Origin of the sequence: Halobacillus mangrovi, from assembly GCF_002097535.1 — a bacterium.
Classification (GTDB): Bacteria; Bacillota; Bacilli; order Bacillales; family Halobacillaceae; genus Halobacillus; species Halobacillus mangrovi_A.
Map to the genome: position 1 here is coordinate 716,080 of NZ_CP020772.1, position 25,095 is coordinate 741,174.

Here is a 25,095-nt window from a genome sequence, read left to right on the forward strand (position 1 = left end):
TTTGGAATGTTAGGGGAAAATAATTGTTGTGTGAATGAATTAAAGGAGTGATAACACCATGAAAGCCATTGTCATAGAACAGTACGGAGGAAATGAGCAATTAGTTGAAAAAGAACTGAATCAACCCAATCTCGAAAACAATCAAGTACTCGTTGAACTTCATGCTACATCCATCAACCCGATTGACTGGAAATTAAGAGAAGGATACTTGAAAGAGATGCTCGATTTTGAATTCCCAATTATTTTGGGCTGGGATGCAGCTGGAATCGTGAAAGAAGTTGGAAGTGAAGTGAAACAATATAAAAAAGGTGATCGGGTATTTTCAAGACCCGCGACGACAAGGTTTGGAACCTATGCAGAATATACAGCCATAGATGAAGCTCTGCTCGCTCCATTACCTGACAATATTCCATTTGAAGAAGCAGCGGCTGTTCCGCTTGCTGGACTCACTGCATGGCAATGTCTCGTCGATTTTGCTGAGATTAAAGAAGGAGACCGCGTCTTAATTCATGCCGGATCTGGAGGCGTTGGGCAGTATGCCATTCAATTAGCCAAGCATTTTGGTGCTTATGTTGCGACAACTGCGAGTGGCAAAAACCAGGACTGGGTTGAGGAATTAGGAGTAGACCAATTTATCAATTATCGTGAAGTAAACTTTGAGGAAGTTCTGAGTAATTTTGACATCGTCTTAGATACCCTGGGCGGGGAAATTCAAGAAAAAAGTTACAAAGTATTAAAAGAAGGCGGACGCATGCCATCAATTGTCCAGCCTCCTGAGGAAGCTCTTGCAGAAAAATATAACGTGAAAGCAGGCTTTGTGTGGCTTGAACCGAGTGGGGAAAAGCTTTCGAAACTTGCTGATTTGATGGAAAATGGCAAGCTTACCTCTGTGATTGGTCATCGCTTTCCGCTAACGGAAGATGGATTAAAAGAAGCACACGAAATTAGTGAAAGCCATCATGCAAAAGGTAAAATCGTCATCTCGATAAAATAAGCACGGGGAATGAAGCATTGTGTTATACAACATAGTAAGACACGAAATTTAGAAAACCCTATTTACTTTCATTTCTATAATTAAAGGTAAACCATAATTTATTGTGATAAACTAAGCCCCATTCATCATGAACGGGGCTTGGTTTATCAGTCATATTTAGAGTATTGAGTGACGAAAGTTAGAGAAGTTATAGGTTTTGTTAACCTAAAATACATTCTTATAAATTAAAAAAATGAACACGCTATGTAAAGCTAAACACTCTTTATGCTAATTGGCGTTCATATACAATTTCTTTGGTTTCAAAGTCGAGGGCGTCAACTTTCATTTTTATTACTTGACCATCATCATTCTTTTTAGCACCCCAGAGACGGATGTAATTATTAGTATTATGATCCAAGAAATTGACTTGGACCGTTCTAACTTCAACATTCTCCATCTGCTTATCCTCTATCCAACACTCTTGAAATTCCATCGTCTCTCTAGGTTGGCTTAATATGTAGTCATTCATGATCTTTTCAAATTCAGGGAATTCCAGTTCTTTGTGCTTGATATACACGTGATTAAAGTCATTAAAATCAGTAGTGTGATAACTTGCCTTAGGTTCGTTGTTCACTGTGTCTCCTCCTCATGCGCTGGTTTGATAAATAACTCTTTCCCTCGAAGGGCCTGCTTAAAACAAGCCTGTTCATTCATTAAAAAACATAGTCCAATCCCAGATAAACTCCAGCCTTCAAGAATAGGAAGCTCTTTAATGATTTCAGATTATGATCTCTAAAAGTAATTAAGAAACTAACGATATCCATAATATGGATGACCTGAGGGCCGAGTTTTGTGCAAATTTTCTTACAATTTTTGTGTAGTTACGCTACACTAAGGGTATGGTTCTATATCATGTTGAATGGGGGAGATGGAGTGCTTAAAAATTACGAAGTAGGATCTTTTTTTGACGAAATGATGGAAGAGACAGGAGCGCCGAAGACACATTACCAGTGGTTTCATCAGCTGATTGGTCAATTCTCTGACCAAGAGTTAAAAGAAAAGCATGAAACAGCACAACTGAACTTTCTTCGCCAGGGAATTACTTTTACCGTGTATAACCATACAGGTGGAACGGAACGTACCATGCCTTTCGACTTCGTTCCAATTATCATACCGAAACAACAATGGAAAAAGGTCGAAAAGGGAATCAAGCAGAGAATCAGTGCCCTCAATCATTTCCTCGAAGATGTGTACCATGAGCAAAGAATTGTTGAGGCAGGCATCATTCCTAGAGAACTGATTGAGAACAATCCTTATTATTACAATAAACAAATTGGCGGGGTAAACATTCCGTTAAATAATCATGTCTTTTTAGCGGGGGTAGATTTAATCAGGGATGAAAATGGGGAGTACCGCGTTCTTGAAGATAATTTGAGAAACCCTTCAGGCATGTCTTATGTTTTTCAAAACCGTTATGTGATGAGGCAAGTTTATCCAGAATTATTTTTCCAGCATTCAATAGAGACACTGGAACACCAGTTGTCGGAACTGCATAATGCAGTGATTAGTCATGTGCCAAAAAATGCGGATCCTCACAAGACGCCAACCGCCGTACTGTTGACTCCAGGTATGTATAATTCAGCTTATTATGATCATGTCTTTTTAGCTCAACAGATGGGGATCGAACTCGTTGAAGGAAGAGACTTGATTGTTAAAGATGATGTCGTCTATATGAAAACCATTCGCGGTTTAAAACGAGTCGATATCATTTATAGGAGAATCGATGATGACTTTCTCGATCCGGAAGCTTTCCGTCCTGATTCCGTGCTTGGAGTTTCCGGTTTATTACGAGCTTATAAAAAAGGGAATGTTTCGATCCTGAATGGGATTGGTAATGGTGTAGCTGATGATAAAGCCATGTACGTTTACGTTCCAGACATGATTCGTTTTTATTTAGATGAAGAGCCGATTATCCCAAATGTTGAAACTTACTTCTTAAGTGATCCTGAAAAGCTTGAATATGTGCTTGAGAACCTGGAAGAACTCGTCGTAAAAAACGTAGGGGCTTCCGGTGGTTATGACATGTTGATCGGACCACAATCTGATGAAGACTTGAGGAATGAATTCAGAAGAAAAATCATAGAAAAACCACATCAATATATTGCCCAGCCGACTATTAAGCTATCAAGAGCACCTGCTTATCAAGATGGGCGATTCTATCCTTGCCATGTTGACCTGCGTGTTTTTGCCATGAGCGGGGACTACACGAATGTTCTGCCCGGGGGTTTATCCAGGGTGGCATTGAAGGAAGGCTCCTTAGTCGTAAACTCTTCTCAAGGCGGGGGCGGTAAGGATACGTGGATTTTGAGTGAAGGGGGACAATCGAATGCTTAGTAGAGTAGCCGATTCGCTATATTGGATGGCACGTAATATTGAGCGTGCAGAGAACAATTCAAGAGTACTTAGTGTTCAACTGATTCATATGCTGGAAGCCTCTGACCAGGAGGTCGCCGACCGCGACTGGGCTGAGGTATTGGAAATATGTGCCTCAGAGGCCGAGTACCTCGAACGTTATGAGCGCCTGGACAGAGATGCAATCATCCAGTACTTAACGATCAGTCCTTTAAATATGAATTCTCTTATGAACAGTATGCTTTATGCAAGAGAGAATGCAAGGTCGACACGTGACATCATTCCACATGAGCTTTGGGAAGTACTGAATGAGTTCCATTTAGCTCAAAAGGACTGGCAGGAGATGGCGAATACAAGGCAGCATACCCAGGACTATTTGAAAAAAGTAATTAGAACCTCTATGTCAGCCCAAGGGGTCATCGAATCAACGATGAGCCGAGGCATTCCTTATTCTTTCATTAAGGTAGGAAAATGGGTAGAACGTGCAGAGAAAACCGCTCGAGTCTTAAATGTCATATGTGAAAAGAACAGGAAAGAAGCCGTACACCATACAGACAATTACTATTATTGGCTCACTGCTTTGCAGTATCTAAATGGGTACGATGCTTATATTAAAGAAAATCCTCCAACGATGGAGTCGAGGAATGTGTTGAACTTTTTAATCAAAGAAGCCACGTTCCCGAGATCGATCCGGTATTGTATGAACCATGTTCTTGAAGCGATCCAAAACCTCGAGTCTGGAAAGGTATCGCATTACTCTGAGGATTTGTTCCAAATGCTTAAAATGGTTCAGGATGAGATTAGTGAAACAAATATTGATGAAATGAATATGGAAGAGTTGATGAGGTTCTTGGATCATTTCCAAGATCGCTGCCATACCGTAAGCCGAATGTTCTCAGAAACCTACTACTTAATTGAACCAGTCCATGCCAAGTGAACACAGACATCAGGGGGAAATGGAATGAAATTTCAAATAGAACATACCAATACTTTTTATTATGAAAACTTTGTTGATCAAAGCATGAATCACATTCGTTTAAAGCCGCGTACAGATGAGTGTCAACGGTTATTGGCCTACCGGACTGAGATTACTCCAAATTCACTAATTAAAGAGCATATTGATCTATGGGGAAACCATGTTGAAACGTTCTTCATTCCTGAAAAACATGAACATTTAACGGTTAGGACCATTTCAACAGTAAGTATTCAAAAAAGCCCATTCATTAGGATGATTCATACTTCTCAAGAGATGATTAATATCTTTTATTCGGAGTTGTTTAAGCGTCATTATTTAGCTTATTTAAATGAAACTCCGTACACCTTCTTGTACAAAGAACAAATTGAAGAAATTGTGAATGCGGTGGGAGACCCTTCAGACCCCATTCGATTTTCCCTTGACTTGATGGCCTATATTAATCAATCAATTTACTATGATACGGGTGTAACCCACGTCAATACAAAAGCATACGAATCATGGCCGTTAAAGGGAGGCGTTTGTCAAGATTACGCTCACATTATGATTGGTGTGTTGAGGGCAAAAGGTATCCCTGCCAGGTATGTCAGTGGTTATTTATATGTTGGGGAAGATTCCGCATTGATTGGGGATGCCGCGACTCATGCCTGGGTGGAAGTGATGGTTCCCGGCATAGGCTGGGTAGGCTTGGATCCGACGAACAACGTCGAAGCGCTTGAACAGCATATTCGTATCGGAACGGGCAGAGATTATGCTGATGTGAGTCCGCTGCAAGGTGTTTACCGTGGTGGTGGGCAAAACCTGGATGTGAAAGTAAGTGTAACTTTGCTTGATAACTAAGTAAGATCCCCCGCAGATTGTAATAATCCGTGGGGGATCTCTTTTTAATTCTGATAGCTTTCTGAAGCAGATGTCTGCCCTTTTATAAATTGAAGAAGAGCACCGAGTAAGCCTCCAATTATTGCAGGAGCGATCCAGCTTAAGTTTAATTCAAAGAACGGTAGTTGACTAATCCAAGGAGTGATACCTGACATGTCCATACCAAAAGCGGCAAGTCCATCATATAGTGCCACGAATGATGTGAAAATTACAGCACCTCTATAAACGTAACGAGAATGGTTAAACAATCCTCCCATGAAGGTTAGAGCAACTAAAACGATTGTAATTGGATAAACAAAGACGAGAACGGGTACAGAATAAGCAATAATCTGGTTTAAGCCAATATTGGAAATTCCAAGACTAATAAGGGTAACAAGGGTGATTACTACGTTATATGAAAGCCCTGAGATTCTCTTAGAAAAGAACTGTCCACAGGCAACAGTCAACCCTACACAGGTTGTAAAGCATGCGAGCGCTACAATAACTCCTAATAGGAGCGTACCTGGCTGTCCGTACATAAGCTGTGCAGCTCCTGATAGGATGGCGCTTCCGTTAGCAAAGTTTCCTTCTGTAGCCATTTTTGCACCAATCCAGCCTATGGCTACATAAACGCTTGCAAGCCCAATTGCTGTTACAAGTCCTGCCTTAAGAGTGCGAATCGTCAGTTCTTTCGGATTTGTAACGCCTCGGTCACGGAACGATGTGACAACAATGATTCCAAAAGCCAAGGAAGCAATAGCATCCATAGTCAAATAGCCTTCGATAAAGCCTGTGAAGAATGGCTGACTTTCATACTTCTCACCGGGGCTTTGGATGGGACCGTCCAATAGAAAGAAGCTGCCAATGACTAAACCTAGAATAGCCAGGAACAACGCAGGAGTTAAAAACTGGCCGATGCGATCCACAAGCTTGGAAGGGTTTAAACTTACCCAGAAAACCAAGGCGAAGAATATAATGGAATAAATGAATAAGGTCAAAGGTGATCCATTTAAAAAGGGAACGACTCCAGTTTCGAACGCAACGTTCGCCGCTCTAGGAATCGCAAAGAATGGGCCAATAACTAAATAAACCATTGCCGTAAAATACAATCCAAATAATGGATGGACTCTTCCGGCTAATTGTATGGCTCCATTTTTAACTAAAGAAATTGCAGCAACAGTGATGATGGGGAGACCCACACCAGTGAGGACAAAGCCTGAAATTGCAGCAAGATATGACGTTCCGGATTCAATTCCTAAAGATACCGGATAGATCAAGTTTCCAGCTCCGAAAAATAAAGCAAACAGCGTGAAACCGATAAATAAGGTGTCTCTTGACTTCATAGTAAGCCTCCTCTTAGATGTCTATAATATGCGTAAAAAAAGCTCTCCTATCCAAGGATGAGCGGTATGGTCCAATCACTGAAATATCCAATAATTCGACATAATTCTTTCATTACCGCAGTAATGTTATCAATGTCGAAAAATTATGTCAATCCTTTTTTAGAATATTATAAAGGTTATGATTGCCATATTAGTAAACGCTTACAATGAATGTTATAAATTCTGGAAATGTCTTTGCTTAATACAATATAGTTTACAGATGATAAGTCGGGTTATAGAATATGGCTATATCATTTAACATCGGAAGAACATAACCTTTTGAGATGAGGGATACAATACATGGTTGATTCGCTGTTACTCCAATTCATGTTGATTGGGATATTAGGAGTCGGATCTCAATGGGTGGCCTGGCGTTTTCGTTTACCTGCCATCGTCGTCATGTCCATTGTAGGTTTGCTTGCTGGTCCCGTACTTGGAATAATGAATCCTGAAGAAGATTTTGGTGACTTATATAAACCCATCATTTCACTAGCCGTTGCTGTCATACTTTTTGAGGGCAGCTTGAATTTGGACTTTAAAGAAGTAAGAGGGCTTGGACGTCCTGTTTTTCGTATCGTAACAATTGGTGCTTTTTTAAGCTGGATTCTTGGTGCTCTGGCGGCCCACTATGTTGCAGGACTGTCATGGGCTGTAGCTTTTGTCATAGGTGGACTTTTTATTGTAACGGGTCCGACCGTCATATTGCCTCTTTTAAGGCAGGCAAAATTAAAGCCTCGGCCAGCAAAAATATTAAAATGGGAAGGGATCATTGTTGATCCGATCGGTGCGTTACTTGCTGTTTTTGCTTTTGAAATCATCGAATTCATTCTCGGAACGGATGTAAATCCATCTGCCTTGTTCACATTCTTCCTAGCTTCGGTATTCGCTGTGTTGCTGGGTCTAGTGTGCGGTAAAGGTGTCGGCTGGATGTTCGAGACAGGGTACGTTCCGGAGTTTCTCAAATCGCCGGTAGTCTTCACTGTCGTAATTGCTTGTTTCACAATTGCAGATGAAGTCACCCATGAAACAGGACTTTTATCTGTTACGGCTATGGGGATGACGCTTGCGAATATGCATATTTCTTCAATTGCCGATATGAGGCATTTTAAAGAAAACATATCCTTATTATTGATATCAACGATCTTCGTGATGTTAACAGCTTCTCTCACACAAGAAACCTTAGTGGAGATTTTCAATATACAAACCATTGGATTTGTCTTACTGATGCTTTTTATTGTTCGTCCGCTATCCATTTTCATATCGACGTGGGGAACGGATTTATCAAAATCAGAAAAGTTATTAGTCGGATGGATTGCCCCAAGAGGGATTGTAGCGCTTACGGTGGCTAGTTATTTTTCCAGTATACTCCTTGATTCAGGATTTGAAGATGCTTCGATTCTGATTTCAATCACTTTTGCGCTAGTATTCACCACGGTTGTGGCACACGGTTTTTCAATTGGCTGGCTTTCAAAGAAGCTTGGCCTATCTATGGAAGGCCCTCCAGGTGTCTTAATTTCTGGTGGCAGTCCTTTTTCTACAGGGATTGCAAAAGTATTAGAAGAGTTGAAAGTACCTGTGCTGATTGCAGATTCCTCATGGGAACGATTATCGAAGGCTCGTTCTACAGGAATCAAATCCTATCATGGTGAAATATTGTCTGAGCAGACGGAATACTACCTTGATATGACACCGTACGAATATTTAATCGCAGCTACAGAATTGGATTCTTATAATGCTCTAGTATGTACCACGTTTGTACCTGAATTCGGTCGTAACAACCTTTTCCAGCTAAGTTTAAGCAACAGGGAAGGGGACAATCTGGAAGGACTCGTTCATACTATTGGTGGCCGTGTTCTTTTCAAGGAAGGTGCTTCGTGGGAAGATTTAAATGACATGGTTGAGAATGGTTATGTTTTTAGAAAGACCAACATTACAGAACAATATACGTATAAAAAATATCTCGAGAATATTGATGAGCATGCGCTTCTTCTTTTCATCAAGAAACCTACAGGAAAAATCGAATTCTACAGTTCTGAGGTAGAGTCGAGAGCAGAGAATGGAGATGTAGTTGTCTCCCTCACCCCTCCAAGTAAGGAATTTGAGAGGATTCAAGAAAAGCTGGAGGAACAGAGAAAAGATCCAAAAAAAAAATAAATGATTGAGAAAATGGGACTGGGACAAAAGTATTCTAACCATTCTAAACACCGAATGATGGTGAATTCTTATAATAAGATTTCACCATCATTCGGTTTTTTATGGTAGATGAGCGCAACATGTCCCATTTTTATCATTACATCAGCGGCCTCAGCCTCCTTGCGGAAAAGGCACCGCTGCGGGGACTTCGAACTCGTGTTGTACCCGCAGGAGTGACGGCATTCTATCTTCGTTGATGAAAACGAAGCGTGTAAAAGAAGGAATTAGATCATTCCAGCGTAAGCGGTCATTCAGAAAAAGGTTATTTCTAAATTTTTCAGTTCGTCTTTAGATTGGATACTAATTCCCAGCCTCTTTTGATTATTTTCTTTCAGCTAGTTGTTTGTTCAATTCTTTTAGCTCATTTTCAATTCGCTCAAGCTGGGCTTCTGCGTTGGACACGTTGGCTCCATTCGCTTCAAGCTTGTCTAAATCCCCCTGTATTCTTACATAATCAGATTTCAGGAAGGTAATTTGATCTTTGATTTCCTTTTTTGTCATAGAGCTCACTCCTTTCTTTTATTGTAGAAGGTGTGTCAAGAACGTATAATAGTATTAATTTTCCTATTTGTCTATCAATTCATTTGGTCTGGGTTTAATTTCTTAGGGGGTGTAACGTCTATGAGAGTTATAAAGCAAAGTGATGGAAAGAAATTTCATGAAACAGTGGAAGGACTATTGATGGACAGAGAGGCAGAAAATAACTTGCCCATAGGTATTCTTCAACGGATGTTTGAGAATCCTACTACTGAAGATGCCTATTTATTACATATGGATGAGGATGGTCTCCCTGTTTACCTTGCAATGCGGACACCGCCTCACTTATGGATTCTTCCTTCTTTGGAAAGTGCAGAGGCTAAGCACATTCAATGTTTAGTCCGCTACCTTTTTGATCATAACTATGATGTACCTGGTGTGCTTGGAGAAGAACAGGCGGTCCGCTGGTTTTTAGAAGCATGGAAGCGACTGAACCCAGCAAAAGAAGCGAGGCTTCATATGAGGCAGGGGATTTTTCGGCTTGATGAATTGCAGCCGATTCTCCCGCAAGAAGGGAAGTTAGTCACTGCAGTAAATGCTCATATCCCTTTAATTATAGATTGGCTGGAGAAGTTCGGTGTAGAAACGAATGAGCGTCTTATTAGTAGACAGGCAGAGGAGCTTGCTCAAGATATGGTAGGAACGCAAAGAGCCCACTTATGGGTGGTGGAGGACCAACCTGTTTCGATGGCAAATCGTGCGCGAAAAACCCCGAATGGTGCAACGATCAACGGTGTTTACACTCCGGATTTGCACAAAAGAAAAGGCTACGCTTCCCAAGTCGTGTGGGCACTCACAAAGAAACTTCTGGATCAAGGATGTGAGTACTGTGCTCTCTACACTGATTTAAGTAATCCAACCTCCAACTCTATCTATAAAAAAATCGGTTACAAATGGATCGGGAACTCTTTGGTTTATCATTTTGAGTCAAAAGATCCAAGTTCAAAAAGTTGAGTGAACAAATACAGAGGATATGGTGCTTGTATGTCGCTATTGATACTAAATGGCTGATATTCTTACTCAATTCTTTGACAGAAGAAAATATAACATAAAGAGACTCAACTTTCTGTCTAATGTCATTTGAGGATAGGTCAAAGCTTCGATATGATTTTAAATAACTAGGCTTTTTCAGCTTTAGAATAGAACAGGAGGCGTAATTATTTGAATCTACTAAAAGGCTTAGACAAATTAATATTAAAAATAGAAGAATTTATACTTAGTTACGCTGTTATTATAATTGCGTTGATGGTGGTAGGAAAAGCTCTCAGCCGTGCACTTTTTAACTATTCACCGCCATTTGCAGATGAGGTCAGTCAAATTGCCATTGTTGTGGCTACATTTATGGGAATTAGTTACGCAGCTAGGAAAGGGCGGCATATCAGTATGTCGGCTTTTTATGATTTGGCACCATTCAAGGTGCGTAAAATTCTCGCTATCTTCATCCCCTTAGTAACAGCTATTGTATTATTTGTACTTACTTACTTTTCAGCTTTATACGTCTATGATGTGTATGATTCAGGACGTGTGACATCTGCGTTACAGATGCCGGCTTATTACTTGTACATTTTCATTCCTATTGGTTTTTTCTTGGGAGGCATTCAATTCCTAAGAAATATGTGGATCAATATTAAAGACCGGAATGAAGTCTATCTTGGAACCGATGCTAAGGATTATAACGACCAAACGAAGCATGAAGTTCATGAAGGAACACATTTATAAACAAACAAAAATAAAGATGCAGAAAGGATAACAATATGGTTGCCACTTTACTGACGATCATGGTGGTCCTTCTACTTTTGAATTTTCCAATGATGATACCGCTGATGGCGGCGCCGTTAATTGTATTATTCATGTATTTTCCGAATTTGGACCCCATGATCTTAATGCAGCAATTTTCCACAGGAATAGAACCTTACGTACTATTAGCTGTACCCTTGTTTATTTTTGCAGCAGATATTATGACAACAGGGAAGACCTCAAATCGTCTATTGGATTTCATTGGCTCGTTCATCGGGCATGTTCGGGGAGGATATGCGGTAACAACAGCTGCTGCCTGTACTCTTTTTGGAGCTATTTCCGGTTCTACTCAAGCTACGGTCGTAGCGATTGGTAAACCAATGAGAGAAAGACTTTTGAAAATCGGGTATAAAGATCCCACGGCAATCGCTCTTATTATTAATTCCAGTGATGTAGCCTTGCTCGTCCCGCCGAGTATTGGAATGATCATCTACGGATTGGTTTCAGGAACGTCGGTAGGGGATCTCTTCATTGCCGGAATCATCCCTGGAATTATCGTATTTTTAAGTTTTGCGATATATAGTGTGATTTATGCTAAAACTAAAGATATTCCACTGGCAAATAAAGCTTCATGGAGCGAGCGGCTGAAGATGACGAGAAAGGCTCTTCTTCCTCTGGGTTTCCCAATCATTATCATTGGGGGAATCTATACAGGTATCTTCAGTCCAACAGAGGCAGCAGGTATGTCTGTCCTCTATGCGTTTATTTTAGAAGTAGTCATTTATCGTTCGATCCACCTTAAAGAGCTACCAAAGATTGCACGTTCTACAGGACTTGTTACCTCTGCCGTCTTCGTATTAGTGGCCGGCGGTCAAGCTTTTACATGGGTGATATCTTTTGCCAGAATTCCACAGATGATTACAGAAACAGTACTGGGTACGAATCCAAGTGCTGTCTATGTATTGTTGATGGTAACGATATTCTTCTTTATTGGGTGTATGTTTGTCGATCCAATTGTAGTAATACTCGTTTTGACGCCGATTTTCTATCCGGCGGCCATGAATGCAGGCATCGATCCTGTACACTTAGGAGTGGTAATTACATTCCAAGCGGCTCTAGGTTCAGCGACGCCGCCATTTGGTGTCGATATCTTTACAGCCAGTGCCGTGTTCAACAAACCTTACTTGGAAGTTATTAAAGGAACTCCGCCATACATCATTATGCTGGTGGCGATATCTATACTTCTTATATTCTTTGAAGAACTTTCGCTTATCCTATTGTAAGCGGAAGTATATATAAATAATTGGGAGGTCATTAAAATTTTAAAGAAAAAGAGTTTACTGACTGTAGCTATGTTGCTTGTAGTAAGTATTGTATTAGCTGCTTGTGGCGGCGGTAACGGCGATGAAAACGCCGGAGGCAGTGAAGGGCAGACATATAACTGGAAATTTGTAACCGAAGAAGTGGATGGACAAGTTCAGTATGAATACGCTGAAGAATTTGCTAAACGGATGAAAGAAAAGTCAGATGGAGCTGTAAACATTGAAGTTTATGAATTCGGCGGTCTTGGAAGTGAAACCGACCAAGTAGAGCAGCTTCAAAATGGAGCGGTAGAAATGGCAGTTATGTCACCAGGTTTTACAGGAAATATGGTGAAAGAGGGCCAAATTTTCGCTTTACACTTCCTTTTCCCAGATAGCGTAGAAAAAACACAACAAATTTTAAATGATAGTGAAGCACTGAATAAAGATTTGCGTGGCAAATATGAAGAGCATAGCATTTCGCCTCTATCTTATTGGACAGAGGGAGCTATGCAATGGACATCCAGCAAAGAAATCTCAGAACCAGCTGATTTCCAGAACTTCAAAATGCGTACACAAACTTCTCCATTGATTTTGGAGTCCTATAAAGCCTATGGAGCGGATCCTACACCAATGAGTTGGTCAGAGCTTTATACGGCGCTTGATCGCGGAACAGTAGAAGGTCAAGAAAACCCGATTTTCTTTATTGGTGACGCTTCTTTCTACGAAGTTCAAGATTATATGACGATTTCTAACCACAATAACTATGTGGCCATGACTACTGTAAATACAGACTGGTATGAAGGTTTGAATGATGAGATGAAAACCATGGTAGATGAAACAGTCAGTGAAATGCAGGAATGGGTTTTTGAAGAGCAGAAATCTCAAAATGAAAAATGGTTGGAAGAGATTAAAAATGATGATGAAAATCCAACTGAGATTGTAGAGCTGACAGAAGAACAGCGCGAAATGTTTAAAGAAAAAGCTATGCCTGTTCGTGACTTTTATCGCAGTGACGTATCTACAGTAGACGGTAAAATCTTAGATAAACTTCAAGAAGAAATAAAAGCTGCAGGTGAATAAAGCTTCATAGAAGAAGTAGCTATACTCTATAAGAACACCCGTATCAACAAGACTGATACGGGTGTTTTTCATGTGCCTGTCCATGGTTCTGATTGTTTTCTATAATCGAAAAAAGTAAGGACTAGGACAGCCAAAAACATGATACTCGATAACTTGAAAAGAGTAGCTGTGTTGACAAAGTTATAAATGAATCCAAGGATGAAGGCACTCGAACCGATGCCTAAATCAATGGATGAGTAGTACATCCCGTTTGCAATCCCACTTCTTTCCGTTGTCGTTTTGGAGATTACCCAGGCTTGCAGGGCAGGCATCATAGATCCGAATCCAATGCCGAACAGTGCCCCAGCGATGATCAAGTGTAAATTTGAACTGGCAAGAGATAGAACCCACATTGCGATAAAAGATATCAGAGAACAGACCATAATCAGTTTCCACGGGCCTCTTTTGTCAAAATACTTACCCGTCAAAGGCCTGGAGATGGTTGCGAAAACCGCATTGAAAAAGTAGAAAAGGAAGGTTCCGGATAAACCTTGTTCGTTTCCAAAAATAACAATATACGTAACCACTGCTCCATATCCGAAGGTGTTAAGGAACGTGACAAGAGCAGGGTAACGACTCTTTTGCTCAATTAAAGAACCGAAGAAAGAAAATTTCGGTGGATTTTTTTGATTTTGATAAACACTGTCAGGAGTGACAAAACTTGTGACGGAAAACAAGACAATTGCAACAACTCCCAATGCTGCAGCAATCCAAACGAGAAGGTTGAACGAATAGTTCTGGTAAAGATAAATACCTAAACTAGGTGCCATGATCATCCCCACAGTGACGGATAATCCGAAATATCCCATCCCTTCACCGACCCGTCTCCTTGGAACTAGATCAACGGCCGCGGTTCCATTGACAGTTGTCGACCATCCCCATGCGATCCCGTGAATAAAGCGGATCATTAAGAGGATGACTACAATTTGGGTAACCGGATATAGAGCAGTCATAATCAGCAAAGATATCGATCCAATCATAACCAACAACTTTCGCGGTTTTGTCATCAACAAATGGCCAATGAAAGGGCGAATGATGATAGCAGCAAAGGCAAAGGTTGTCGTAATCAATCCGATTTGCAGACTGCTCCCCCCGATGGATTCTATGTAGGGAGGAAGGTTTGGAAGGAGCATTTGGAAGCTCATAAATGTGAATAAGTTCGCTAATATCAAAAAGATAAAGGGCCAAGTCCAAAGTTTCGGCAAAGGCTGTGACATTCTATGAACCTCCTTATTGTATAAATAAAAGAAATGAACCCGCTATGAAAATCATAGCGGGTCCTTCAAGATACTACAATTATTTAATATCGGCTGAGTCTTTTCTGTCCAGCCATTCATGGTAAAAGTGACTGACGATCGCTTTTATAACCGCATAGGCAGGTATAGCGAAGATCAATCCTAAAAATCCTGCTAAGCTTCCAGCTGCCAAAATGAGTGTAATAATCGTTAAAGGGTGAATGTTCAATGCTTTTCCCATAACGTTTGGGGAGACGAAATTTCCTTCGATTTGTTGAGCGACTACCATGATTACGGCTACCCAAACGACTAAGACAGGGTCCTGGAAGAACGCGACAAGGATAGCAGGGATGACCGCAAGAAATGGACCGACAAAAGGAATGACGTTCATAAACATGGCAAACAATGCGAGTGTTAACGAGTATTCCAAATGGATAATAAGATAGCCGATAAGAAGCAGCAGCCCCACGACTATACTGACTGTCATTTGGCCAAGAATAAAGGAATTCAACGTATGATCAACGGAGTGAGCTAATTTTTTAAAACTCTTCGCTTTTCGTTTGCTCAAAAACTGTGTGATGAAAGGAACGAGTTTATCTCCATCTTTCAGCATGAAGAAAAGGAAAAACGGAATCAATACGAGCGCAAAGACAAAACCAATTAACTGGCTAATCACATTGATGATAATCATGGACGCATCCTGAAGGTAGGATTGCAGGTTTTGAATAACGTTTTGTATTGTGCTATCGAACTGACTAGGAATGATATCTTGATTTTGCTGCCAGTAAGTGACGGTTTCGGTCAGCATATCAATCATCCGTGGCATATTATTGACTAATCTTGAAAACTGCTGCTGAGCGATTGGTGCAATGAATTGGGTAATTAAAAAACCTACAAAAATAAACAATAGGAATATAATTAAAATTGCTAACAGCCTTGGGATTTTATAGTTCTCTAGAAAGTGAAGAACAGGTCTTGAAATATAAAATAATATCCCGCCTCCAATTAATGGAAGGGCAATTGCTCCAAGGTAAGTGAAGAAAGGAGCAAAAAAGAATTGAATTTCGTGCAGTAAAAGAATGAGCAGGGAAGCTAAGATTCCGGCTACTAGTGTTTGGAACCATTTTTTATGAATCAAACGTGTCACACCTTTATGTAGTTAGAATGATTACCTAAATGTTATTCGATATTTTCAAAGGAAATTCCTTTAGTAATAAACACTAATTCAAGGATAGCTAAACATCCAATTTCAAGCAATACATTTACTTTAAAATGGATACTTTATAAACTGAATATAGATTTGTACATAATTCGAGGAGGAATACTATATGAAAAATGAGCTTTTGGAGAGGTTCAAATCCTATGTCACAATCGATACACAATCGGATGAGAATAGTGATACAACACCATCCACAAAAGGACAGTGGGAATTAGCTGAAAAATTGGTAGAAGAGCTGAAGGAAATAGGAATGGAAGAAGTTACGATTGATGAGAATGCGTATGTGATGGCTACACTACCTGCCAATATAGATAAAGATGTACCTGTTATCGGATTCTTAGCGCATGTAGATACAGCGACTGACTTCACAGGGGAGAATGTCCATCCACAAGTAGTTGAGAATTATGATGGGGGAGACATCAACCTGAATGAAGACGTGGTCCTATCACCTAACAATTTTCCTGAACTCGAAGGATATAAAGGTCATACTTTGATAACTACAGATGGTACGACACTGCTTGGAGCTGATAATAAAGCGGGGATAACCGAAATTATGACAGCTATGAATTACTTAATTCAACACCCCGAAATCAAACACGGGAAAATAAGAGTAGCGTTTACCCCAGATGAAGAAATTGGACGCGGGCCACATAAGTTCAATGTCGATAAATTTGGAGCATCCTATGCTTATACCGTTGATGGTGGACCATTAGGAGAACTGCAATTTGAAAGTTTTAACGCGGCAACGGCCAGAGTAGACTTCTATGGAAATAGTGTACATCCAGGCACGGCAAAAGGGAAAATGATTAACGCCATAAAAATGGCCATTGATTTTCAACAGCAGCTTCCTGTTGAGGAGGCACCCGAACATACGGAAAAATATGAAGGGTTTTACCATCTCCATTCCTTTACAGGTGATGTAGAAAAAGCCTCACTGATCTATTTAATCCGAGACCATGATAAAGATAAATTCACTCGTAAGAAGGAAACGATGCAGTCTCTGACTGAACGGCTTCAAGAGAAGTATAGTAAAGAGCGGGTAAGTATGGAGATGAATGATCAATATTACAACATGGGAGATAAAATTAAACCGGTAAGGCAAATCGTAGACATCGCTTATGAAGCGATGGAAAATTCGAATATTGCACCTCTTGTGAAACCGATTCGCGGCGGAACAGATGGATCACAATTATCTTATATGGGACTGCCTACTCCTAATCTTTTTACAGGGGGAGAGAACTTCCATGGAAAATACGAATACATCTCCTTGGATAGTATGGAGAAAGCAACAAATGTTATTGTAGAAATTTCGCGTCTTTTTGCAGATAAAGCCAAATAAAAGGAGGGTTTGATGGAATATCTATATAGACTCACCCTAATCAAACGTTTGCTTAAGGAAGAAAATTGGACAAAGGCCGACGAAAAGATAGTGACTGACCATTTTCATCACTTAAAGAGCTGGACAGAAGAAGGTAAAGTGGTGATGGCTGGGAGAACAACCAATGAGGATGCAAGTCAATTTGGTATTGTGATATTTTACGCTACTAATGCTCAAGAGGCAGAGCATATGATGAACGAGGATCCAGCCATAAAAAAAGGAATTATGAAGGGAGAACTATTTCCGTTTAAGATTGCGCTTCAAGGGTAAACATCCATTGATGAATAACGAAGAACGTAAGACATCATACTAAAGTATATTCGATTGAAGTGGGCGTTGATCCGTTGACAAAACGAAGTTGCGTGCTAAGATTAGGATAGAATTTAGCATTCCTAAAGGGGAGTAGCTGGACAATAAAGTCGTCATTTCGGGATCGATCCCCGGCTTTATTGGCAACGAACGTTGTTAGCGAGACCTTTACCCACAGTGGTAAAGGTCTAATTTATTGGTCTTTACCACTATGGTAGGGACCATTTTTTGTTGAAAAAAGGAGAGAAGAATCGTGGATGCACAATTACTGATTGAATACGGATGGGTTCTACTAGTATTAGTCGGTCTGGAAGGCATATTAGCCGCTGACAATGCGCTTGTGCTTGCCATTATGGTCAAACACCTTCCAGAGAAGAAAAGGAAAAAAGCTCTGTTCTACGGCTTGTTTGGTGCATTTTTACTTCGTTTTGGGTCATTATTTATTATTTCCTTCCTCGTAGATGTATGGCAGGTGCAGGCACTAGGTGCCGCTTACCTGTTATTCATCTCAGGGAAACACTTATATGATAAATGGAAAGCGAAGGATAAGAAAGGAGAGGAGAGCGATGCGGACGAGTCAGATGAACCAGAGCGAGGAAAAGGATTCTGGGCGACAGTCCTTAAGGTTGAACTTGCTGACCTTGCATTTGCTGTAGACTCGATTCTTGCTGCTGTGGCCCTGGCTGTAGCTCTCCCAGATACAGGCCTTCCTGAAGTGGGAAGTCTTGATGGAGGTAAATTTGCTGTCATCCTGGCTGGTGGTATGATCGGTATTATCATCATGCGTTTTGCAGCGAACTTCTTTGTGAGAATCTTGCACTCTAGACCTGGGCTGGAGATCGCTGCTTTCGTAATTGTGGGCTGGGTTGGTGTGAAGTTAGTCGTGGCTACACTTGCTCACCCGAATGTTCATATTCTAAGTGAGGATTTTGCTCATTCGGCGTTATGGAAAATCAGCTTCTATGCCATTCTAGTAGCTATTGCAGCTGTCGGCTGGTTTTTCTCCCCTAGAAAAGAGCCAAAAGAACAAGAACAGGTTTAATGGTCAACCGCAAGAGTTTCTCTTGCGGTTTTTTAATTCAATAATTTAGCAGGGTAGTGGAAGGTTTGATTTTGAGATTTTGTGGGAGTCTAGGTCGTTGGCTTTCTCAACTCCCCTTGCCATAAGGTTCTCGAAATCCCCACTACTAGAAAAAGGTCTACCAACTGTAAGGAAACCGCAGGCAATTCTTTTTTCACAAAAATACTATACCCAACATGCTTCATTCCGAATAAGAGAGTATCTTTATATCGTATGGTGGATGGAAAAATGGCAAGACTCCTGTGGGATAAACATGATAGGTGAGACCCCGGAAGACGAAGTCTGAGGAGGCTCAGCACATGCCCGCGGAAAGTGAGTCATTTTTCCCATCCACCATCACTCATACAAAAATATCGAAGCCGACTCTTCAGGAATAGGAGGCGTTAGTCAAAGGAACAGGGGTCTCTATTTTAAGTGTGTCGTCAGAAAAATATTTTAAGACTTTTAAAAGTTTCCTTGTCAGAATTAAAAGGGTAAAATGAAGAAAAAGGGAGAGGGAGGGGAAGACGATGGGAAAAGCTGCAAAGCATCCATCTGATCAATTTCATTACATAAAAAACCGGATTAAAATGCTTAACCAGGTGGTATCAACCATGGACGCAGACGAGGTGGATATTGAGGATTTCAACAGAGTACTGGATATGATCCAACAGCTTCAAATAAAGATGGAACGCTTTAAAAAAGACTGGGATGCCGAATGATCAGAAGAATCATTCTGGCGTTCGTATGGGCGGTTTTTGTTCTTTATACATGGACAAGAGCTCCCTTAGGAGGTGAAGGGTATTTACAGCAGCTGATAGAAATGGATAATCCCGACCGATTGTTGCTTGCTGTATTTAGTTTGCTCGGTATCTATCCTGTGGCCTTTGCCATTCTCATTTTAAAACATGATGAAAGCCTTCTTCCTGCCTGGCCATTTGTTTTAGGTTCTTTCATGCTTGGGGCGTTTTCTTTAATACCATATTTTTTCTTATCCTCAACTCAAAAAGAGCGGTCTAACCGAACACCTAAGTGGCTGCTTCGTTTCTTCCAATCCACAATTCTTCACCTTGTTCTTTTACTTGGCTCTTTCAGCCTCATCGTTCATGGGATTGTAAACGGCAATTATTCAACATACACAGAAGCCTTCACAACTTCTCAATTTGTTCACGTAATGACTATTGATTTTATAGTTTTGACGGCATTAAGTTTGTTTGTGATCGGCTGGGATCAGTGGAAAAATTCCAATAAACGATCATGGTCGTGGATGGGGATAGTCCCGGTCATTGGCCTGATCGTTTATATTTTGCTTACAAGAAGGAAGGAGGCGGGATAATGGAGTGGATTCCAATGCCTCAAAGGGACGCGGAAATCATTGCATCTTGGAAATACCCAGAGCCTTATAGTTTTTATGATATGACGGCGGACGAAGAAGATTATGAGGAATTCATACAACCTGAAAAAAGAAGTAACCATGTTTACAGCGTGTATGAAAATGGAAAATTGATCGGATTTTTTACCTTTACTCCTGTAGATCATCTCACGGTTGATATTGGACTTGGTCTCCGGCCAGACTTGACGGGAAAAGGGTTTGGAGGCACCTTTTTAAACGAAGGGATAAAATTTGCTGAACGCCAATTCGGAGCTGAGCATTTTTCATTGTCGGTCGCTGTGTTCAACAAAAGAGCAGTAGAGGTCTATCGACGGGCTGGTTTTCGTGAGCTTCATACATTTTTACAAAAAACAAATGGAAGTGAATATGAATTCGTGAAAATGAAGAAACCTTAAAGAAAAACTCTCACAAGCAGAGGACTTCAATTTTAAATAAGAAATTCTTAAAATAGAGGATAGAAAAGGAGGTTGGTTAGAATGGCTTTGCATCATTTCCATTTAAAAGCCGACTGGCCTGGTGGCCGCAATGAAGTCGGTTATATCGAGTCGGATAAATTAAAAACGAAGATTTCCATACCGAAAGAAATGGATGGACCCGATATCGGTACAAATCCTGACGAAATGCTGCTTGGAGCTGCCGCAACCTGCTATATCATCAGTTTAGCAGCAATGATTGAGCGAGCAGGTTTGCCACTTGAATCGATGGATATGGAGTCAGAAGGCATTGTCGACGTGACAGACGGTGTTTTCACCTATAAAAAAATCATTCATAAACCACAGGTTTCTCTTAAGAGCGAGGCGAGTGAAAAAGACCTTAGGAAATTAAAACAACTTGTGGAAAAAGCAGAAAAAAGCTGCATGATTTCGAAAGCCATCCAAGGCAACGTAGATTTAGAATTAGAAGCAGATACGAAAATCGCTGAGAGATAAAAAGGCGCGGCCCCATAGAGGCCGCGCTCTTTTATTTGTTTTTCAGTAAATATACTCTTGCTTCGAATGGCTTTAGCGTGAAGCGGGTAATTTCTTCATGGTTTTCAGTTTCATAGTTTTCTAAAATCAAATCATTACTGGAAAGCTTGTGAATTGACTCGAATTCAGCTTCTTTTTCAGTTAAGTTTGTAATGACTAGTGCCATCTGGCCAGCTAATGTACGAGTATAGGCATAGATTTGCGGATCATTTTTTAGAAGTAAATCGTAAATACCGTAAGTAAAAAGATCGTGTTCCTTTTTCAGCTCAATCATTTTCTTATAGTGACTCAAAATAGAGTTGGATTGATGACGCTGGTTTTCTACATTGATTTCCTTGTAATTTGGATTGATTTTCATCCATGGCGTTCCGCTTGTGAAGCCGGCATTTGTTTCACTGCTCCATTGCATAGGTGTACGACTGTTGTCTCTCGATGTAGCCCACAGGATTTCCATGATTTCCTCGTTCTCAAGTCCTTGGGCCTTTTTCTTCTTATATAAGTTTTTCGCTGCTACATCATCATAGTCTTCTATTGATGGAAAAGCCACGTTCGTCATTCCAATTTCCTGACCCTGATAAATGTATGGAGTTCCTTGCATAAAGAAGTACATCGTTCCTAGAGAAGTTGCGCTCTCCCGCCAGTACTCCTCATCATTACCCCAAGTGGATACGACACGCGCTTTATCATGATTCTCTACGAACAAAGCATTCCATCCATCTGTTTCCAGAGCTTTCTGCCATCGAGTCAGTGTTTCTTTTAATGCTACAATGTCGAGCTGTTGTTCAGCATCCTTATCCCAAAGATCTAAATGCTCGAATTGAAAAATCATATCCATCTTACCATTTTCTCCAACCCATAAGTCTGCTTCGTCTGCACTGACACCATTGGCCTCACCGACGGTCATAACTTTATAGTTGGCATACGTCTTTTCTTTGAATTCCTGTAAAAATGTATGAATACCTTCCTGATTCATATGCATATCAAAGGAAGAAACGTAATCTTCCTTATCTGGGTTCGGCATATCAGGGAACCCTGGACGCTTTTTAATGTGACTGATTGCATCGATACGAAAACCATCAATCCCTTTTTCCAGCCACCAATTGACGGTATCGTAAAGTTCATTACGGACTTCTTCATTCTCCCAGTTCAAATCAGGCTGTTTCGTTGAGAAAACGTGGAGGTAATACTGATCTGTTTTTTCATCGTATTCCCACGCAGACCCCTCAAAAATACTCTCCCAGTTGTTTGGCTCTTTTCCATCTTTTGCGTCGCGCCATATATACCAATCCCGCTTTGGATTGTCTTTTGATTTTCTGGACTCGATGAACCATGGGTGTTCATCACTTGTATGGTTCAGAACTAGATCGATAATTAATTTCATGTCACGCTTGTGAACTTCTTTTAATAGACGGTCGAAATCTTCCATCGTTCCAAATTCTTCGAGGATGTCTTTGTAATCTGAAATGTCATAGCCGTTGTCGTCTTTCGGTGACTTGTACATTGGACAAATCCAGATGAAGTCGATGCCTAATTCTTTAATATAATCCAGGCGGTCGATCATTCCTTGAAGATCCCCGATGCCATCCCCGTTTGAATCTTGGAAACTGCGTGGATAGACTTGATATCCTATTGCTTCTTTCCACCATACTCGTTTCACATGAATCCCTCATTTCCTAGTTATGATGTGAGCTTTTATCCCTGCCACGGTGTTGTCATTATCCCCATTGTACATGATAAGAATGAAATATCAGAATTAACAAACAAATAATGCAATCGATTGCGCGAATCAGAAATATTTATTCGATTAACTCTTTAATTAGGTTTGTCTACGATTTGAAGCTAATTAATATAAGTATTTGTGCAAACGGTTTCTTTAATTAATTACATATTAGCTGATTTTCTTTGATTTGACAATACGTTTGATATGAGAGTGGGAGTTTACTGTTAAATCATGAAAATTGCGCTTTTAACAGATTTCTTTTATTATTAGAGGTAGTAAAATTTTATATTTTCCTTCGGGGTCGGGTGAAAGTCCCAGCCGGCGGTAATGAACAGTTTGTTCCGAGCCCGCGACGGGGAGTGAGTGTGAAGCACCATTCCCCCTGATTTGGTGCATATTCCAAAGCCGACAGTGAAAGTCTGGATGGGAGAAGGATGTGGAGAACGTAAAAAAAGGTACATTCTGCTACACGTGTACCCTTTTATTCGTTATACAAATTTTTACGTTTAAACAGGACCCTGGAGAAGTATGCCTTCTTCAGGGTTATTTTTTATATCAGGAGGTGAAGGGGATGGACCGTGATAAGCGATACATTTCGATGGCAATTCAAATGGCGAAAGAAACTGTAGGACAAACGAGTCCGAATCCGTCCGTAGCTGCGGTTGTTGTTAAAGACAATCAAGTGGTTGGGCTGGGGGTTCATGTGAAAGCAGGAGAGCCTCACGCAGAAGTTCACGCACTGCAAATGGCTGGAGAAAAAGCGGAAGACGCAGAAATTTTTGTCACATTAGAACCGTGCAGTCATTACGGAAGTACACCTCCGTGTGCAAAAGCGGTCATTGAGGCAGGAATTCGCCGAGTAGTTATTGCCTCGAATGACCCAAACCCAAAAGTTTCAGGGCGCGGCATTGAAATGATGGAGCAAGCGGGAATTGAAGTGCGAACAAACGTTATGAAAGAAGAAGCGGATGCCTTAAATCGATCTTTCTTTCATTTCATTCAGACAAAAGAGCCTTTTATCCGTTTGAAGTCTGCCATGAGTCTTGATGGGAAGATCGCTACTTCTACAGGAGAAAGCCAATGGATCACTGGTGAGGAAGCCAGGAGAGACGGGCATCGCTATCGTCATCAATCAGATGCGATTTTGGTCGGGATTAACACAGTTCTCGCTGATAATCCTAAGTTGACTACAAGGTTAGAGGGCCGTGGGTCTCACCCAATTAGAATTGTGCTTGATACAAAATTACGAATCCCACCTTCTGCTCAGTTGATACAAAATCAAGAAGCCCCGACTTGGATTTTTACTGGGAAGAATGTCTCTCAAGCGGAGGTCGATACGTTCAAGCCTTATCCGCATGTGAAAATTATTCCGTTAAATGAGGAGAAGGTTCGAATAGGAGAACTGGTTTCTTATCTTGGCGAACAAAAAGTGACTTCTGTCCTCGTAGAGGGCGGGGGTACCATTGCGGATGCTTTTGTACGTGCAGGTAAAGTCAATGAAACCGTGACATACATCGCGCCAAAGCTCATCGGAGGAAAAGACGCTTTAACTCCTGTAGGAGGAGAGGGTGTCAAACAGCTTAAACAGGTAGAAGCCTTTGAAATTCTATCCACTGAACAAGTCGGGGATGATATTAAAATCATCTCTGTAAAAAGGGAGGAGTAACCTTGTTTACAGGTATTATTGAAGAGATAGGCAAGCTAAAATCCGTAAAAAGCAAAACGGAATCATTAGAAATACAAATTACTGCAAAAGATATTTTGACAGATGTGCGTCTTGGTGACAGTATTTCAATCAACGGTGTATGTCTGACTGTGACAGCTTTTACAGAAAGCACAGTTTCCTTTGATGTCATGCCGGAAACATATCGTGCAACAAACCTCCATGGTTTAAAGCAAGGAAGCCCTGTGAATTTAGAAAGAGCAATGGCTGCGGGCGGTCGGTTTGGAGGTCATCTAGTTTCCGGTCACATTGATGGTATTGGAAAAATTGTGTCGAAAAAACCTGAATCGAATGCCGTTTATTATGAGATTGAACTGCCAGAAGAACTTATTCATTATTTTGTTTATAAAGGCTCCATTGCTGTTGACGGAACATCCTTAACCGTATTCGGAGTAGAGGACCATCGTGTGACCATATCCTTGATCCCCCACACAATGGAACATACGGTGCTTGGTGAAAAAGAACCAGGGGATTCAGTTAATATCGAGTGCGATATGATTGGAAAATATGTCGCCCATTTTTTAAACGGACAACAATCTGAAAAGCCTCAATCAGCGATCACAAAGCAAATGCTGGCTGATAACGGTTTTGCATAAAAGAAG

At 40.7% G+C, this 25,095-nt stretch carries 24 protein-coding genes and 1 riboswitch; of the genes, 18 read left to right on the forward strand and 6 right to left on the reverse strand.

The genetic code is table 11. The features are described 5' to 3' along the window. Positions 1-58 precede the first annotated feature (58 nt). A complete protein-coding gene (locus HM131_RS03595) occupies positions 59-994 on the forward strand; it encodes an NADP-dependent oxidoreductase (RefSeq protein WP_085028023.1) in 936 nt (311 codons plus the stop codon). Positions 995-1,256: 262 nt separating this feature from the next. Here the strand turns inward: HM131_RS03595 and HM131_RS03600 are convergent, their stop codons facing one another. Then, the gene (locus tag HM131_RS03600; RefSeq protein ID WP_085028025.1) at positions 1,257-1,607 is read right to left on the reverse strand and encodes a hypothetical protein; all 351 of its coding nucleotides are present in this window, start codon (positions 1,605-1,607) and stop codon (positions 1,257-1,259) included. A 299-nt stretch (positions 1,608-1,906) separates the two neighbouring features. On the opposite strand from HM131_RS03600, the gene HM131_RS03605 reads away from it, so the two are divergent. From HM131_RS03605 to HM131_RS03615, 3 genes are read left to right on the forward strand one after another with little or no spacing between them, the layout of a single operon-like run. Beyond that, complete coding sequence (locus HM131_RS03605; protein WP_085028027.1) at positions 1,907-3,367, forward strand: circularly permuted type 2 ATP-grasp protein; 1,461 nt, start codon at positions 1,907-1,909, stop codon at positions 3,365-3,367. Beyond that, positions 3,360-4,322 carry an alpha-E domain-containing protein gene (locus tag HM131_RS03610; RefSeq protein WP_085028029.1) on the forward strand — a complete coding sequence of 321 codons (963 nt, stop codon included), beginning with the start codon at positions 3,360-3,362 and terminating at the stop codon, positions 4,320-4,322. The genes HM131_RS03605 and HM131_RS03610 overlap by 8 nt, the downstream gene beginning before the upstream one ends. A gap of 24 nt (positions 4,323-4,346) precedes the next feature. After that, positions 4,347-5,198 carry a transglutaminase family protein gene (locus tag HM131_RS03615; protein WP_085028031.1) on the forward strand — a complete coding sequence of 284 codons (852 nt, stop codon included), beginning with the start codon at positions 4,347-4,349 and terminating at the stop codon, positions 5,196-5,198. A gap of 44 nt (positions 5,199-5,242) precedes the next feature. On the opposite strand, the gene brnQ is transcribed toward HM131_RS03615, so the two are convergent. After that, positions 5,243-6,559 carry a branched-chain amino acid transport system II carrier protein gene (brnQ, locus tag HM131_RS03620; RefSeq protein ID WP_085028033.1) on the reverse strand — a complete coding sequence of 439 codons (1,317 nt, stop codon included), beginning with the start codon at positions 6,557-6,559 and terminating at the stop codon, positions 5,243-5,245. A 339-nt stretch (positions 6,560-6,898) separates the two neighbouring features. Between brnQ and HM131_RS03625 the strand changes: the two genes are divergently transcribed. Then, complete coding sequence (locus HM131_RS03625; protein WP_085028035.1) at positions 6,899-8,752, forward strand: cation:proton antiporter; 1,854 nt, start codon at positions 6,899-6,901, stop codon at positions 8,750-8,752. A 360-nt stretch (positions 8,753-9,112) separates the two neighbouring features. Here the strand turns inward: HM131_RS03625 and HM131_RS03630 are convergent, their stop codons facing one another. Then, on the reverse strand, positions 9,113-9,292 hold the full coding sequence (locus HM131_RS03630; protein ID WP_085028037.1) for an SE1832 family protein: 180 nt from the start codon (positions 9,290-9,292) through the stop codon (positions 9,113-9,115). Between the two features lie 120 nt (positions 9,293-9,412). Between HM131_RS03630 and HM131_RS03635 the strand changes: the two genes are divergently transcribed. From HM131_RS03635 to HM131_RS03650, 4 genes are all read left to right on the forward strand, one after another. Continuing rightward, positions 9,413-10,282, forward strand: coding sequence for a GNAT family N-acetyltransferase (locus HM131_RS03635; protein WP_085028039.1), 870 nt, complete (start codon positions 9,413-9,415; stop codon positions 10,280-10,282). Between the two features lie 207 nt (positions 10,283-10,489). Then, positions 10,490-11,047: a TRAP transporter small permease gene (locus HM131_RS03640; RefSeq protein ID WP_085028041.1), complete on the forward strand. Its 558-nt coding sequence runs from the start codon at positions 10,490-10,492 to the stop codon at positions 11,045-11,047. Between the two features lie 35 nt (positions 11,048-11,082). Then, positions 11,083-12,348 (forward strand): TRAP transporter large permease, encoded by a 1,266-nt coding sequence (locus HM131_RS03645; RefSeq protein ID WP_085028043.1) that lies wholly within the window; start codon positions 11,083-11,085, stop codon positions 12,346-12,348. Positions 12,349-12,417: 69 nt separating this feature from the next. Continuing rightward, complete coding sequence (locus tag HM131_RS03650; RefSeq protein WP_085028045.1) at positions 12,418-13,449, forward strand: DctP family TRAP transporter solute-binding subunit; 1,032 nt, start codon at positions 12,418-12,420, stop codon at positions 13,447-13,449. A 68-nt stretch (positions 13,450-13,517) separates the two neighbouring features. Here the strand turns inward: HM131_RS03650 and HM131_RS03655 are convergent, their stop codons facing one another. Then, complete coding sequence (locus tag HM131_RS03655) at positions 13,518-14,705, reverse strand: MFS transporter (protein ID WP_085028047.1); 1,188 nt, start codon at positions 14,703-14,705, stop codon at positions 13,518-13,520. Between the two features lie 79 nt (positions 14,706-14,784). Beyond that, positions 14,785-15,861 carry an AI-2E family transporter gene (locus tag HM131_RS03660; protein WP_085028049.1) on the reverse strand — a complete coding sequence of 359 codons (1,077 nt, stop codon included), beginning with the start codon at positions 15,859-15,861 and terminating at the stop codon, positions 14,785-14,787. A 190-nt stretch (positions 15,862-16,051) separates the two neighbouring features. Between HM131_RS03660 and pepT the strand changes: the two genes are divergently transcribed. From pepT to HM131_RS03700, 7 genes are all read left to right on the forward strand, one after another. After that, positions 16,052-17,281 carry a peptidase T gene (pepT, locus tag HM131_RS03665; RefSeq protein ID WP_085028051.1) on the forward strand — a complete coding sequence of 410 codons (1,230 nt, stop codon included), beginning with the start codon at positions 16,052-16,054 and terminating at the stop codon, positions 17,279-17,281. Between the two features lie 12 nt (positions 17,282-17,293). After that, positions 17,294-17,590: a YciI family protein gene (locus HM131_RS03670; protein ID WP_085028053.1), complete on the forward strand. Its 297-nt coding sequence runs from the start codon at positions 17,294-17,296 to the stop codon at positions 17,588-17,590. 292 nt (positions 17,591-17,882) lie between these two features. After that, positions 17,883-18,671, forward strand: a complete 789-nt coding sequence (locus tag HM131_RS03675; protein ID WP_085028054.1) for a TerC family protein — start codon at positions 17,883-17,885, stop codon at positions 18,669-18,671. Between the two features lie 548 nt (positions 18,672-19,219). After that, positions 19,220-19,411 (forward strand): SE1561 family protein, encoded by a 192-nt coding sequence (locus HM131_RS03685; RefSeq protein WP_085028058.1) that lies wholly within the window; start codon positions 19,220-19,222, stop codon positions 19,409-19,411. After that, a complete protein-coding gene (locus tag HM131_RS03690) occupies positions 19,408-20,025 on the forward strand; it encodes a hypothetical protein (RefSeq protein WP_085028060.1) in 618 nt (205 codons plus the stop codon). The genes HM131_RS03685 and HM131_RS03690 overlap by 4 nt, the downstream gene beginning before the upstream one ends. Next, the gene (locus HM131_RS03695) at positions 20,025-20,477 is read left to right on the forward strand and encodes a GNAT family N-acetyltransferase (protein WP_085028062.1); all 453 of its coding nucleotides are present in this window, start codon (positions 20,025-20,027) and stop codon (positions 20,475-20,477) included. Before HM131_RS03690 ends, HM131_RS03695 begins: the two co-directional genes overlap by 1 nt. Before the next feature lie 81 nt (positions 20,478-20,558). Beyond that, entirely contained in the window at positions 20,559-21,011 is a 453-nt protein-coding gene (locus HM131_RS03700; RefSeq protein ID WP_085028064.1) for an OsmC family protein, read from the forward strand. A 31-nt stretch (positions 21,012-21,042) separates the two neighbouring features. Here HM131_RS03700 and HM131_RS03705 read toward each other — a convergent pair whose 3' ends face one another. Further along, positions 21,043-22,707, reverse strand: a complete 1,665-nt coding sequence (locus tag HM131_RS03705; protein WP_085028066.1) for a glycoside hydrolase family 13 protein — start codon at positions 22,705-22,707, stop codon at positions 21,043-21,045. A 350-nt stretch (positions 22,708-23,057) separates the two neighbouring features. Then, a riboswitch (FMN riboswitch) is annotated at positions 23,058-23,209 on the forward strand. Positions 23,210-23,341: 132 nt separating this feature from the next. On the opposite strand from HM131_RS03705, the gene ribD reads away from it, so the two are divergent. Both ribD and ribE read left to right on the forward strand, forming a co-directional pair. After that, positions 23,342-24,436, forward strand: a complete 1,095-nt coding sequence (gene ribD / locus HM131_RS03710) for a bifunctional diaminohydroxyphosphoribosylaminopyrimidine deaminase/5-amino-6-(5-phosphoribosylamino)uracil reductase RibD (protein WP_085028068.1) — start codon at positions 23,342-23,344, stop codon at positions 24,434-24,436. A gap of 2 nt (positions 24,437-24,438) precedes the next feature. Beyond that, a complete protein-coding gene (gene ribE, locus HM131_RS03715) occupies positions 24,439-25,089 on the forward strand; it encodes a riboflavin synthase (RefSeq protein ID WP_085028070.1) in 651 nt (216 codons plus the stop codon). Positions 25,090-25,095 lie beyond the last annotated feature (6 nt).

What these genes read in the sequence shown, in the direction of transcription:
- HM131_RS03690 (WP_085028060.1), top strand. Translation starts at nt 19,408, where the DNA reads ATGATCAGAAGAATCATTCTGGCGTTCGTATGGGCGGTTTTTGTTCTT.
- HM131_RS03635 (WP_085028039.1), top strand. Translation starts at nt 9,413, where the DNA reads ATGAGAGTTATAAAGCAAAGTGATGGAAAGAAATTTCATGAAACAGTG.
- HM131_RS03685 (WP_085028058.1), top strand. Translation starts at nt 19,220, where the DNA reads ATGGGAAAAGCTGCAAAGCATCCATCTGATCAATTTCATTACATAAAA.
- brnQ (WP_085028033.1), bottom strand. Translation starts at nt 6,559, where the DNA reads ATGAAGTCAAGAGACACCTTATTTATCGGTTTCACGCTGTTTGCTTTA.
- pepT (WP_085028051.1), top strand. Translation starts at nt 16,052, where the DNA reads ATGAAAAATGAGCTTTTGGAGAGGTTCAAATCCTATGTCACAATCGAT.
- HM131_RS03615 (WP_085028031.1), top strand. Translation starts at nt 4,347, where the DNA reads ATGAAATTTCAAATAGAACATACCAATACTTTTTATTATGAAAACTTT.
- HM131_RS03625 (WP_085028035.1), top strand. Translation starts at nt 6,899, where the DNA reads ATGGTTGATTCGCTGTTACTCCAATTCATGTTGATTGGGATATTAGGA.
- HM131_RS03595 (WP_085028023.1), top strand. Translation starts at nt 59, where the DNA reads ATGAAAGCCATTGTCATAGAACAGTACGGAGGAAATGAGCAATTAGTT.
- HM131_RS03695 (WP_085028062.1), top strand. Translation starts at nt 20,025, where the DNA reads ATGGAGTGGATTCCAATGCCTCAAAGGGACGCGGAAATCATTGCATCT.
- HM131_RS03610 (WP_085028029.1), top strand. Translation starts at nt 3,360, where the DNA reads ATGCTTAGTAGAGTAGCCGATTCGCTATATTGGATGGCACGTAATATT.
- HM131_RS03630 (WP_085028037.1), bottom strand. Translation starts at nt 9,292, where the DNA reads ATGACAAAAAAGGAAATCAAAGATCAAATTACCTTCCTGAAATCTGAT.
- HM131_RS03650 (WP_085028045.1), top strand. Translation starts at nt 12,418, where the DNA reads ATGTTGCTTGTAGTAAGTATTGTATTAGCTGCTTGTGGCGGCGGTAAC.
- HM131_RS03645 (WP_085028043.1), top strand. Translation starts at nt 11,083, where the DNA reads ATGGTTGCCACTTTACTGACGATCATGGTGGTCCTTCTACTTTTGAAT.
- HM131_RS03700 (WP_085028064.1), top strand. Translation starts at nt 20,559, where the DNA reads ATGGCTTTGCATCATTTCCATTTAAAAGCCGACTGGCCTGGTGGCCGC.
- ribD (WP_085028068.1), top strand. Translation starts at nt 23,342, where the DNA reads ATGGACCGTGATAAGCGATACATTTCGATGGCAATTCAAATGGCGAAA.
- HM131_RS03655 (WP_085028047.1), bottom strand. Translation starts at nt 14,705, where the DNA reads ATGTCACAGCCTTTGCCGAAACTTTGGACTTGGCCCTTTATCTTTTTG.
- HM131_RS03670 (WP_085028053.1), top strand. Translation starts at nt 17,294, where the DNA reads ATGGAATATCTATATAGACTCACCCTAATCAAACGTTTGCTTAAGGAA.